This is a genomic window from Pantoea phosphatilytica (genome assembly GCF_051025615.1).
Taxonomy (GTDB): Bacteria; Pseudomonadota; Gammaproteobacteria; order Enterobacterales; family Enterobacteriaceae; genus Pantoea.
This window is the reverse complement of sequence record NZ_JBPFDF010000001.1, coordinates 366,215-378,528: the sequence shown is the minus strand read 5'-3', so window position 1 is coordinate 378,528 and position 12,314 is coordinate 366,215. Positions and strand designations below refer to the sequence as shown.

13 protein-coding genes are annotated in these 12,314 nt (G+C 59.7%); 8 read left to right on the top strand and 5 right to left on the bottom strand.

Annotated elements, in window-relative coordinates; all coding sequences use genetic code 11:
* Positions 1–79 precede the first annotated feature (79 nt).
* Complete coding sequence (locus ACR6AS_RS02075; RefSeq protein WP_434160969.1) at positions 80–898, top strand: pyridoxal phosphatase; 819 nt, start codon at positions 80–82, stop codon at positions 896–898.
* On the opposite strand, the gene modC is transcribed toward ACR6AS_RS02075, so the two are convergent.
* The 4 genes from modC to ACR6AS_RS02055 form a co-directional block, all read right to left on the bottom strand.
* On the bottom strand, positions 899–1,957 hold the full coding sequence (modC, locus tag ACR6AS_RS02070; protein WP_418797198.1) for a molybdenum ABC transporter ATP-binding protein ModC: 1,059 nt from the start codon (positions 1,955–1,957) through the stop codon (positions 899–901).
* Positions 1,957–2,646: a molybdate ABC transporter permease subunit gene (modB, locus tag ACR6AS_RS02065; protein ID WP_293773750.1), complete on the bottom strand. Its 690-nt coding sequence runs from the start codon at positions 2,644–2,646 to the stop codon at positions 1,957–1,959. The genes modC and modB overlap by 1 nt, the downstream gene beginning before the upstream one ends.
* Entirely contained in the window at positions 2,643–3,416 is a 774-nt protein-coding gene (gene modA, locus ACR6AS_RS02060; protein WP_434160967.1) for a molybdate ABC transporter substrate-binding protein, read from the bottom strand. The genes modB and modA overlap by 4 nt, the downstream gene beginning before the upstream one ends.
* 147 nt (positions 3,417–3,563) lie before the next feature.
* Positions 3,564–3,719, bottom strand: coding sequence for an AcrZ family multidrug efflux pump-associated protein (locus ACR6AS_RS02055; RefSeq protein WP_098051177.1), 156 nt, complete (start codon positions 3,717–3,719; stop codon positions 3,564–3,566).
* Positions 3,720–3,855: 136 nt separating this feature from the next.
* Here ACR6AS_RS02055 and modE point away from each other — a divergent pair, with 136 nt between their 5' ends.
* The 6 genes from modE to gpmA all read left to right on the top strand — a co-directional run bounded on the left by modE (position 3,856) and on the right by gpmA (position 10,533).
* Positions 3,856–4,638 (top strand): molybdenum-dependent transcriptional regulator, encoded by a 783-nt coding sequence (gene modE / locus ACR6AS_RS02050; protein ID WP_111141959.1) that lies wholly within the window; start codon positions 3,856–3,858, stop codon positions 4,636–4,638.
* Between the two features lie 69 nt (positions 4,639–4,707).
* Complete coding sequence (gene modF / locus ACR6AS_RS02045; RefSeq protein WP_434160965.1) at positions 4,708–6,180, top strand: molybdate ABC transporter ATP-binding protein ModF; 1,473 nt, start codon at positions 4,708–4,710, stop codon at positions 6,178–6,180.
* Between the two features lie 230 nt (positions 6,181–6,410).
* Entirely contained in the window at positions 6,411–7,457 is a 1,047-nt protein-coding gene (gene galT / locus ACR6AS_RS02040) for a galactose-1-phosphate uridylyltransferase (protein WP_418797195.1), read from the top strand.
* Positions 7,454–8,602, top strand: a complete 1,149-nt coding sequence (gene galK / locus ACR6AS_RS02035) for a galactokinase (RefSeq protein WP_367396175.1) — start codon at positions 7,454–7,456, stop codon at positions 8,600–8,602. Before galT ends, galK begins: the two co-directional genes overlap by 4 nt.
* A complete protein-coding gene (gene galM / locus ACR6AS_RS02030) occupies positions 8,596–9,630 on the top strand; it encodes a galactose-1-epimerase (protein ID WP_434160962.1) in 1,035 nt (344 codons plus the stop codon). The genes galK and galM overlap by 7 nt, the downstream gene beginning before the upstream one ends.
* 150 nt (positions 9,631–9,780) lie before the next feature.
* Positions 9,781–10,533 carry a 2,3-diphosphoglycerate-dependent phosphoglycerate mutase gene (gpmA, locus tag ACR6AS_RS02025; protein ID WP_009091367.1) on the top strand — a complete coding sequence of 251 codons (753 nt, stop codon included), beginning with the start codon at positions 9,781–9,783 and terminating at the stop codon, positions 10,531–10,533.
* 71 nt (positions 10,534–10,604) lie between these two features.
* Here gpmA and aroG read toward each other — a convergent pair whose 3' ends face one another.
* Positions 10,605–11,657 (bottom strand): 3-deoxy-7-phosphoheptulonate synthase AroG, encoded by a 1,053-nt coding sequence (gene aroG / locus ACR6AS_RS02020; RefSeq protein ID WP_434160959.1) that lies wholly within the window; start codon positions 11,655–11,657, stop codon positions 10,605–10,607.
* Positions 11,658–11,944: 287 nt separating this feature from the next.
* Between aroG and ACR6AS_RS02015 the strand changes: the two genes are divergently transcribed.
* Positions 11,945–12,307, top strand: coding sequence for a YbgS-like family protein (locus ACR6AS_RS02015; RefSeq protein ID WP_199560045.1), 363 nt, complete (start codon positions 11,945–11,947; stop codon positions 12,305–12,307).
* The last annotated feature ends 7 nt before the right edge of the window (positions 12,308–12,314 follow it).

Genomic DNA, 12,314 nt, shown 5'->3' with positions numbered 1-12,314 from the left:
TTGTGTCCGGTTTTTTGTCTCCGGGCCGTGGTCAGGTGTAGACTTTACCCCCTGCAAACCCGGAAAAATGGAAGGATAAATGCGCTACCGTGTCATTGCCCTCGACCTCGACGGCACGCTGCTGACCCCAGCTAAAACGATTCTGCCGCAGTCTGTTGACGCCCTGCACCAGGCACGCCAGGCGGGCGTGCATGTCGCTATCGTTACCGGACGCCATCACTGCGCCATTCACCCTTTTTATCAGGCATTACAACTGGATACACCCGCAATCTGCTGTAATGGCACCTACCTGTATGATTACCAGGCGAAAAAGGTGCTGGCCGCCGATCCGCTGGAACCGGCGCGGGCCTTACAGGTGATTGAGATGCTGGATCGTCAGCAGATTCACGGGCTGCTCTATGTGGATGACGCGATGCTCTATCAGACCCCGACCGGTCATGTGACGCGCACCCTGAAATGGGCCGAATCTCTGCCGCCCCACCAACGCCCGCTGTTCCGTCAGGTGCCCGACCTGGCGCAGGCTGCGCGTGACGCCGGTGCGATCTGGAAGTTTGCCCTGTCGCACGAAAACATCCCCGAACTGCAGCAGTTCGCCCGCACGGTTGAAGCGGAGCTGGGCCTGGCGTGTGAGTGGTCCTGGCACGATCAGGTGGATATCGCGAAGGGGGGTAACAGCAAAGGCAGACGGCTGGCGCAGTGGGTCGAATCACTGGGCCTTACCATGGATGATGTGATTGCGTTCGGCGATAACTATAACGATCTCAGCATGCTGGAAACGGCCGGGCTCGGCGTAGCGATGGGCAATGCCGATGAGGCGATCCGGGCGCGGGCGAAAGTGGTGATAGGCACCAACCTGGAACCCGGTATTGCCGATACCCTCTATCGGTACGTGCTGTAATCAGGGCGTCACCGAGACGCTCTTTATCTGGGCATACAGCCACTGATCGGGCCGGATGCCCAGCTCATCACGCGCCCACGGCGTGATGCGCGCCCAGAGTTCACTGATGCCGATGCGCAGCTTCACCTCGACCTGATCCCCGACCTCCAGCAGCTCCACCACCTGCGCCGGTAAGATGTTACGGATCGAGCTGTGCTGCGGCGGTTGCAGCGCCAGCGAAACGTCGGCTGATGCGATGCGGATACGCAGCGGCGTTTTGACCGGCTGATTCACCCGGCTGACCCAGATGTGCTGATCGCCCAGCGACAGTGCTGTCATCGGATAGTCGGGATGCTGTTCCAGCACCTGCACCCGCAGCACGCTGGTCAGCTCGCTCACCGGCAGCCACGGCCGCATCGCGCTGCTGCTCCAGACCCGCTCCAGCGGACCAAAAGCTTTGACTTTGCCCGCATCCAGCACCAGCACGTTATCGGCCAGCTGCAGGATCTCCTCCAGGCTGTGCGAAACGTAGAGCATGGGGATGTCGACCTGCTTCGCCAGCTTCTGCAGATAGGGCATCAGTTCCCGTTTACGCGGCAGATCCAGCGACGCCAGCGGCTCATCCAGCAGCAACATATCCGGGGCGGTCAGCAGTGCACGGCCAATCGCCACCCGCTGTTTTTCCCCGCCCGACAGCGACCGGGGAAAGCGAGCCAGCAGCGCCTCCAGGCCCAGCAGCGACACCAGATTATCGAACTGCGCTTTCATCCCCGATGCCATGCCATATTGCAGGTTGCCCCGCACCCGATAGTGCGGAAACAGCCGCGCATCCTGGAACACATAGCCGATGCGCCGCTTCTCCGGTGGCAGCGAGATCTGCTGCTCCGCGTCGAACAGCAGACGATCTTTCAGCTGGATGCGTCCGTGCTGCGGCTGCGTCAGGCCGCTGATGGCGTTGATCAGCGAGGTTTTCCCGGCGCCGGAGACACCAAAGATGGCGGTGATCCCCCTGGCCGGGATCTGCAGGTCTACCGCCAGCTGGTGTTCGCCCTGCTGCTGAGTAAAGTTAAGTGATAGCATCAGTTCCCCATCCGCTTGCGGCTCTGCCGTGCCAGCCATTCCGACGCCAGCAGCGAGGCGAGCGCCAGCACGATAGCGATAACGCAGAGCCGCGCCGCCGCCCCTTCCGCGCCGGGCGTTTCGATCAGGGTATACATCGCCAGCGGCAGCGTGCGCGTCTCGCCGGGAATATTCGAGACAAAGGTGATGGTGGCGCCGAACTCGCCCAGCGATCGGGCAAAAGCCAGCACCGTGCCGACGATCACGCCCGGCAGAGTCAGCGGCAGCGTGATGGTCAGGAAGACCCGCCAGCGGCCGGCGCCCAGCGTGCGTGCCGCCTGCTCCAGCCGGCTATCCACCGCCTCCAGCGCCAGACGGATGGCGCGCACCATCAACGGAAACGCAATCACGGCCGACGCCAGTGCGGCTCCGCGCCAGCTGAACGCGAAGCTGAACCCGAACCAGTCGTAGAGCTTTTCTCCGATGATGCCGCGGCGGCCCAGGGTAATCAGCAGCAGATAGCCCACCACCACCGGCGGCAGCACCAGCGGCAGGTGGATCAGGCTGTCGAGCAGCGCCTTGCCGGGAAAACGGCAGCGCACCAGAATCCACGCCATCAGGATGCCAAACGGCAGACTGCCAAGCACGGCTATGCCAGAGACTTTAAGGCTAAGCACTACCGCCTGCCATTCGGGATCGCTGAGTATCATTTCGTCGGTGTAAATCCGTAATGTTTGAAGATCGCCGCGGCCTGCGGCCCTTTCAGGTAATCATAAAACGCTTTTACGCTGGCCGTGTCGCGATCGTTCACAATCGCCAGCGGATATTCCACGGGCTTGTGGCTGGAGGCCGGAAAACGCCCCACCACCGCCACCTTATCACTGGCGATCGAGTCGGAGCCGTAGACGATGCCGTAGGGCGTTTCGTTACGCTCAACCAGCGCCAGCGCCGCCCGCACATTGTTTGCAGGCGCTAACAGGGGTGCCACCACCGGCCAGGCCCCCAGCGTCTGCAGCGCCTCTTTCGCATAGATCCCCGCCGGAACGTGGTCCGGATCGCCGACCGCCAGACGTTCGCCGTGCAGCAGGGTTTTCCAGTCGGTCTGTGCGTCCAGCGTGACCGCGCGGGCGGCGGCACGGCGAGGGGCAACCAGCACCAGATCGTTGCCCAGCAGGGTAAAGCGACTGCGGGTAATCACGCTTTTTTTCGCCACCGCATCGTCCATCCACTGCTGATCGGCAGAGATAAAGAGATCGGCAGGCGCACCCTGCTCAATCTGGCGCGCCAGCGTTGACGAGGAGGCGAAAGAGGTGACGACTTTCACCCCTTTTTCCTGCTGATAGCGGCTGGCAATGTCCCGAACGGCGTTGGTCAGGGAAGCCGCCGCAAACAGGGTAATGTTATCGGCTGCCACAGCCTGCCCGGCCAGCGAAACGGTCACCAGCGCCGCAAGGCCCCAGCGATGAAAAGATAATGACATGATGCTCTCCGGCTATTCGTTGTGTAGCGGATGATACAACGCCGGTTCGGGCAGCGTCATGAAATTATCGGCAGAAGAGAGAGAAGATTGAGCAGAAGCGAGGGGAAGAAACGACCACGCCCGCACAGACGGCGGGCGTGACAGAGATTAATTATGCGAACGGGCGGAAGATTTTTCGCGGTGCCCCACTTTCGAGAAGATGTTGAACACTTCACCTAGGCCATAAATCATACCCAGCATCAGTGCCATCACCACAGGGACCATCAGGATCGCCACGGCGAGGCTTTTCAGTAATTCCAGCATGGAGAGTCTCACTCTGCGAACAAAGAAGTGATTGTAACGGGTCAGTAAAATTTTGCGCAGCCCTTTTCGTGCTTTTACTTTGGTCACAAAACGCCGCTATCATCGGCCTCTGCCTTTACCCTTTGCCGGAGCTGTCATGGAAGCCGAACTGTCCCTTCACATCCGTTTACATCAGAAACTTTTTGCCGATCCGCGACGTATTGCGCTGCTCAAACAGATTCAGCAGACCGGATCGATTAGTCAGGGCGCGAAGCTGGCCGGCATCAGCTACAAAAGTGCCTGGGATGCGATCAATGAGATGAACCAGATGGCGGATGAAACCCTGGTCGAGCGGGCCACCGGCGGTAAAGGCGGCGGCGGTGCCACCCTGACCCGCTATGGAGAGCGTCTGATTCAGCTTTTCCAGCTGATGGAGCAGATTCAGCAGAAAGCCTTTGATGCCCTGCAGCAGGACACGCTGCCGCTCGACAGTCTGCTGGCCGCCATCGCCCGTTTCTCGCTGCAGACCAGCGCCCGCAATCAGCTCTTTGGCACCGTGATCAGCAACGATGCCCGCCAGGTGGTGCAGCATCTGATTATTCAGCTGGCCGATGGCGTCACCCGGCTCAGCGTGGCGCTGACCCAGCGCAGCGCCGATCGCCTGCAACTGGCCGCCGGTAAAGAGGTGCTGGTGCTGATCAAGGCGCCGTGGATCCGCGTCAGTCGCGACACGACTGAGCAGGACAATCATCTGGCGGCCACCCTGACGGCCATTGAGCCCGGTGAGCAGAGAAGTGAACTGCTGATGCAGCTCGCCAGCGGCGAAACCCTGTGCGCGACCCTGAGCAACGATCGGCTTCATCAGCTTGCGCTACAGCCTGGCGATGCCGTGTTCGCCAGTTTCAATGCGGAGGAGGCCATCGTCGCCAGCCTGCTCTAGCGCCTGATTTGACTTCACCACGGGCAATGGTTACAACTCACTCATACGATGCAAAAAATGGAACAGATCATGGCTTCATTGCACATTTCGCAAGGCACGTTTCGTCTGAGTGATACCCGGGTTCTGCGTCTGGATACGCTGAACCTGCAGCGCGGAGAGAGCTGGGCGTTTGTTGGTGCCAACGGCAGCGGCAAATCCTCACTGGCGCGCGCGCTCTCCGGTGAACTTCCGCCGCTGAGCGGTTCGGTCCGCAGCACGTTCAGCCGGCCGGTCCGGCTGTCGCTGGAGCAGTTGCAGACGCTGGTGGCGCAGGAGTGGCAGCGCAATAACACCGATATGCTCAGCGAAGGAGAAGAGGATACCGGGCTGACGGTGGCAGAGGTGATCCAGGCGGAGGTCAGCGACCCTGGCTGGTGCGAACAGCTCGCGCGCCAGTTTGGCATCGTGCCGCTGTTATCGCGTCGCTTTAAGTACCTCTCAACCGGCGAAACCCGCAAGACCCTGCTCTGTCAGGCGCTGATGAAGCAGCCCGATCTGCTGATCCTCGATGAGCCGTTCGACGGTCTGGATGTGGCGTCGCGCACCAGCCTGGCCGACACGCTGCGCAGCCTGCAACAGCCGGACTTTACCCTGGTGCTGGTGCTCAATCGCTTTGATGACATTCCCGATTTCATTCAGCAGGTGGGCGTGCTGGCAGAGTGTACGCTGACCCACAGCGGGCCGCGCCGGGCCATTCTCACCGAGGCGCTGGTGGCACAACTGGCGCACAGTGAACAGCTGATGGGGATGGCGTTGCCGGAGGCGGACGCGCCGGACCAGCTTCCCCGTCTGGCAGATGACGCGCCGCGCGTGATCCTGCGCGACGGCACCGTCTCCTATCACGATACACCGGTCATTAAGGGGCTGAACTGGCAGGTCAGCGCAGGTGAACACTGGCAGATTGTCGGCCCGAACGGTGCCGGGAAATCGACCCTGTTAAGCCTGATCACCGGCGATCATCCGCAGGGCTACAGCAACGATCTCACGCTGTTTGGCCGCCGTCGCGGCAGTGGCGAAACCATCTGGGAGATCAAGCAGCATATTGGCTATGTCAGCAGCAGCCTGCATCTTGATTATCGCGTCAGCACCAACGTGCGGACCGTGATTCTGTCAGGCTTTTTTGACTCGATCGGCCTCTATCAGGCCGCCTCTGACCGGCAGAAGGCACTGGCGCGGCAGTGGCTGACGCTGCTGGGAATGGATGACCGGCTGGGCGATGCGCCCTTCCATTCTCTGTCATGGGGCCAGCAGCGGCTGGTGCTGATTGCGCGCGCCCTGGTGAAACATCCGACGCTGCTGATTCTGGATGAGCCGCTGCAGGGGCTGGACCCGATTAACCGCCAGCTGGTGCGACGTTTTGTCGATGTGCTGATCGGTGAGGGACATACCCAACTGCTGTTTGTTTCCCATCATGCCGAAGATGCGCCCGGCTGCATTACCCATCGCCTGAGCTTTGTCCCGTACGAAACGGGCTATCACTACCGGCAGGAGACGCTGCGCTAGCGCCCTGCCGCGCAGACGCCGCAGCGGCGGCGTTCTGTCGCCTCCGAATGTAAGCGTTACCATACCGGCTCTCTTTTACTCTGCTTTTACCTCACGCAATGCCATAAAATAAGATTAGTCAGCTTGTGTAAACGATACCATTTATCCAGACTTGATCACGCTTTCAGTCGCGCTGATATGTTATTTTTTACAGATGCCTTTCTGGCTTTTGACGCTTACCAGGATCTCACATGGACAAATTTAACCCGGTCGATCATCCGCATCGCCGTTACAATCCACTGATTGATCAATGGATTTTAGTTTCACCTCATCGGGCCAAACGTCCGTGGCAGGGCGCACAGGAAACTCCGGCGGTGAATACATTGCCGAGCCACGATCCCGACTGCTTCCTGTGTGCCGGCAACACCCGCATTACCGGCGACAAAAACCCGGACTATCCCGGCACCTACGTCTTCACCAATGACTTTGCGGCGCTGATGACTGACACGCCCGACGCGCCAGAGAGCGATGATCTGCTGATGCGTTGTGAAAGCGCCCGCGGCACCAGCCGGGTCATCTGCTTCTCACCCGATCACAGCAAAACCCTGCCGGAGATGTCACTGAGCGCGCTGGAAGAGGTCGTGCGCACCTGGCAGGCGCAGACCGCCGATCTGGGTCAGCACTACCCCTGGGTGCAGGTTTTCGAGAACAAAGGCGCGGCGATGGGCTGCTCTAACCCGCATCCGCACGGTCAGGTCTGGGCCAACAGCTTCCTGCCGAACGAAGCGCAGCGCGAAGATGACCACCAGCGCGACTACTTCGCTAAAAAAGGCGTACCGATGCTGGTCGATTACCTCGCACGCGAGCAGCAGGATGGCAGCCGGACGGTGGTGGAAACCGATCACTGGCTGGCCGTGGTGCCGTGGTGGGCCGCCTGGCCGTTTGAGACGCTGCTGCTGCCCAAAGCGCACGTCAGACGTCTGACCGACCTGAATGGGGCGCAGCGCACGGACCTGGCTCTGGCGATGAAGAAGCTGACCAGCCGCTATGACAACCTGTTCCAGTGCTCCTTCCCCTACTCCATGGGCTGGCACGGCGCGCCGTTCAACGGCGAAGCCAACGATCACTGGCAGCTGCATGCGCACTTCTATCCGCCCCTGCTGCGCTCAGCAACGGTACGAAAATTCATGGTTGGCTATGAGATGCTGGCCGAAACCCAACGCGATTTAACGGCGGAACAGGCGGCGGAACGTCTGCGTTCTGTCAGCGACGTTCACTTCCGTGAGGCACAACAATGAGCTTAAAAACCATCACGCAGCAGCTTTTCTCTGACACCTTCGGTTACGCCGCCACGCACACTATTCAGGCGCCAGGCCGCGTTAACCTGATTGGCGAACATACCGACTACAATGATGGCTTTGTGCTGCCGTGCGCCATCGATTATCAGACCGTGATCGCCTGCGCGCGCCGTGACGACCGTCAGATCCGCGTCATCGCCGCAGACTATGACAATGCGCAGGACACGTTCTCGCTGGATGAGGCGATCGTCAGCGTACAGGAGCCAATGTGGGCCAACTATGTGCGCGGCGTGGTGAAGCATCTGCAGCAGCGTCATGCCGATTTTGGTGGTATCGATATGGTGATCAGCGGCAACGTGCCGCAGGGCGCGGGTCTCAGCTCCTCCGCCTCGCTGGAAGTGGCCGTTGGCACCGTGGTGCAGCAGCTCTATAACCTGCCGCTGGATGGCGCGGCCATCGCGGTTAATGGCCAGGAAGCGGAGAACCAGTTCGTGGGCTGCAACTGCGGCATCATGGACCAGCTGATCTCGGCGCTGGGCCAGAAAGATCATGCGATGCTGCTTGACTGCCGCACGCTGGGCACCCGTCCGGTTTCGATGCCCGACGATGTTGCGGTGGTGATCATCAACTCCAACTTCCGTCGTACCCTGGTCGGCAGCGAATACAACACCCGCCGTGAGCAGTGCGAAGCGGGCGCGCGTTTCTTCAATAAAAAAGCGTTGCGTGACGTGGAGCTGGCGGAGTTCGAAGCGGCAGAATCGCAGCTCGACCCGCAGGTGGCAAAACGTGTGCGTCACGTTCTGACCGAAAATGCCCGTACGCTGGAAGCGGCCGATGCGCTGACCCGGGGCGACCTGACGCGCATGGGCGAGCTGATGGCCGAATCGCACGCCTCAATGCGTGACGATTTTGAAATCACCGTGCCGCCAATCGATACGCTGGTGGAGATCGTTAAGGCGCAGATCGGCGGGCACGGTGGCGTGCGCATGACCGGCGGCGGCTTCGGCGGCTGTATCGTCGCCCTGATGCCGCAGGATCGCGTTGAGCAGGTGAAGGCGGCCGTGGCGGAGCAGTATGAAGCCGCGACCGGCATCAAAGAGACCTTCTACGTCTGCAAAGCCTCTGAAGGAGCGGGCCCATGCTGAATGACGTCAACTCTCACGCGCCCGACGGTCAGCCGTGGCGTATCACCGTGCTGCGCAATGCCAGCGGTATGCTGGTGACCTTTATGGACTGGGGCGCGACCTGGCTCTCCGCCCGCGTGCCGATGCAGGATGGCACGGTACGTGAGGCGCTGCTCGGCTGCGCCACGCCCTCTGACTATCTGCATCAGGATGCCTATCTGGGCGCAACGGTGGGCCGTTACGCCAACCGTATCGCCGGGGCAAAACTCAATAAACTGAATCGCCAGCTGGTGGCGAACCAGGGGGCGCATCAGCTGCATGGCGGACCGGAAGGCTTTGACAAGCGCCGCTGGCAGATCGTCAGCCAGAGCGACAGCGAGGTGCACTACCGCATCGACTCGCCGGATGGCGATCAGGGCTTTCCCGGCAATCTGATTGCCGATCTGCGCTATCATCTGGATGACCAGAACTGCCTGAGCATCCATTTTGAGGCGCGCTGCGATCGGCCCTGCCCGGTCAACCTGACTAACCACGCCTACTTTAACCTTGATGCGCATCATGGCGATGCCCGCCAGCATCGCTTACAACTGCACGCTGACCACTATCTGCCGGTCGACAGCGAAGGCATTCCGAATGCGCCGCTGAAAGCCGTGGCGGGCAGCAGCTTCGATTTCCGCCATGCCAAAGTCGTGGCGCAGGATTTCCTGGCAGACGAGGATCAGCGGGCGGTGAAGGGCTATGACCACGCCTTCCTGCTTAACAGCGCAGGCGATGACAGTCAGCCCGCAGCGGAACTCTGGTCGGCGGATGGCAAACTTCAGCTCAGCGTGACCACCTCAGCACCGGCGCTGCAGTTCTACTCCGGTAACTATCTGGCTGGCACCCGTGCCCGCGAACAGGGGAGCTATACTGCCTTTCAGGGCATCGCGCTGGAGAGTGAATTTTTACCGGATTCACCTAATCACACTGAGTGGCCTCAGCCCGATTGCTGGCTGCAGCCGGGAGACCGCTGGGAAGCCGTAACGCGTTATCGCTTCACGCCGCGCTGAGCCTCCGGCTGAAAAACGCGCAGTGCGTCACACACAGGCTTACGCGCTGCCCGCTTTTCCGTTATGGTATGGCGCTATCAGCCCGTGTGTCAGGCGGGCAGCAGCAGGTTTCAATCTCACAGAAACATCACAGTATTAAGGAGTTAAGCTATGGCTGTAACTAAGCTGGTTCTGGTGCGACACGGCGAAAGCCAGTGGAACAACGAAAACCGCTTTACCGGTTGGTATGATGTTGACCTTTCTGAGAAAGGTCGTGGCGAAGCCAAATCAGCGGGACAGCTGCTGAAGAAAGAGGGCTTTGTTTTTGATTTCGCTTACACCTCCGTACTGAAGCGTGCGATTCACACGCTGTGGAACGTGCTGGATGAGCTGGATCAGGCCTGGCTGCCGGTTGAGAAAACCTGGCGTCTGAACGAGCGTCACTACGGTGCGCTGCAGGGTCTGGACAAAGCGGAAACCGCTGCCAAATATGGCGACGAGCAGGTTAAACAGTGGCGTCGTGGCTTTGCCGTCACCCCACCAGAGCTGGATCGTGCCGATGAGCGTTTCCCTGGCCACGACCCGCGTTACGCAAAACTGACCCCGGAGCAGCTGCCAACTACCGAGAGCCTGGCACTGACCATCGACCGCGTTATCCCCTACTGGAACGACACCATTCTGCCGCGCATCAAAAGCGGTGAGAAAGTGATCATCGCCGCACACGGTAACTCCCTGCGCGCGCTGGTAAAATATCTGGATAACCTGAGCGAAGATGAGATCCTCGAACTGAACATCCCGACCGGCGTACCGCTGGTGTATGAGTTCGATGAAAACTTCAAGCCGCTGAAACGCTACTACCTGGGCGACCAGGACGAGATTGCTGCGAAAGCCGCAGCCGTTGCGAATCAGGGTAAAGCGAAGTAATTCCGCGCTGAAAGGCAAAAAGGCCAGACGTCCGTCTGGCCTTTTTTATTGGCTCTTCTCAGCCTCTGCGATCAGCCGCGACGCTGTTTCACCGCTGCCGCCAGCTGACGCAGCACTTTGTCCGTATCTTCCCAGCCGATGCAGGCGTCGGTGACGCTTTTGCCATAGACCAGCGGCTCACCGCTCTCCAGGCTCTGGTTGTCTTCCACCAGATGGCTCTCGATCATCACGCCGATAATCGCCTGCTCTCCGCCGCTCAGCTGCTGCGCGACATCATCTGCCACGACCAGCTGACGCTGGAACTGCTTGCTGCTGTTGGCATGGCTGAAGTCGATCATCACCTGCTGTGGCAGACCCGCTTTCGCCAGCCCCTCTTTCACCGCGGCCACATGCTGCGCACTGTAGTTCGGCTCTTTGCCGCCGCGCAGGATAATGTGGCAGTCGCCGTTGCCGCTGGTTTCGACAATCGCCGAGTGGCCATATTTCGTCACGGAGAGGAAACAGTGCGGTGAACCCGCCGCGTTAATCGCATCGATTGCCACCTTAATAGTGCCATCGGTGCCGTTCTTGAAACCGACCGGGCAGGAGAGCCCGGAAGCCAGCTCGCGGTGAACCTGAGATTCGGTGGTCCGCGCGCCAATCGCGCCCCAGCTCATCAGGTCAGCCACATACTGCGGGGTAATCATATCCAGGAACTCACCCGCCGCCGGTAAGCCGCTGTCGTTGATGTCCAGCAGCAGTTTGCGCGCCAGACGCAGGCCGTCGTTGAGCTGGTAGCTGTTGTCCATATAGGGGTCGTTGATCAGCCCTTTCCAGCCCACCGTGGTGCGTGGCTTCTCGAAATAGACGCGCATCACCACTTCCAGTTCGCCCTTTAGCTCCTCGCGCAGCGTCAGCAGGCGACCGGCATACTCTTTCGCCGCTTCAGGATCGTGAATGGAGCAGGGTCCAATCACCACCAGCAGGCGATCGTCCTGACCCTGCAGAATCTGATGAATCGCCTGACGGGCCTGTGAAACGGTCTGTGCAGCACGATCGGTCGCCGGGAATTTTTCGAGCAGCGCAACCGGAGGTAACAGCTCTTTAATCTCTTTGATGCGTAAGTCATCGTTCTGGTAATTCATACTGATTCCATATTATTTCTGGCCCGGCGCCCGCCGGACACAACCCGCCCAATGTAGCCCGAAGCGCCATGGGTGTAAATTCCCGCAGCGGAACAGTTGTGCGGGTGATATTTGCAATAATCAGGTTACCGACTAGACTTTTTAATGGTAAGCACTGAGGAACGTCCCGCTTACACAATTTAATCACCCTGTTTAAGCAAACTGGCGGATATTATTTCGTCAGGGATTTTCTTACCCGAAATTGCACCTCTGGGCTTAAAGCCTCTTCATTGATTAACGGGAGCATAATGATGAAAAAGTTTGCCTTACTCTTTTTGACAGCAGCAATGACACTGAGCAGTGGCGCGGTCCTGGCTGAGGGCAGCAACAACGGGACAGCGAACCAGGCTGCCAGTGCAGGCGCAGCAGCCGGCGGAGCAAAAGAAAATCTGCCGCCAAATAAGGTTGATAACAGCAAAATTAATAACACCGGTCAGGATATGAACCCGGCCACCTCTGGCAGCAGCACCAGCATGGGCAATATGACGGCTGATGAGATCGACCAGAACAGCCAGTGTAAAGATGGCAAGTGTCCGAATATCAACCGCAAGGTTGAAACCAAAGTGGGCGGCGGTGACGTGAATAAGAAAACCGACGGTACCACTCAGTAATCCTGTT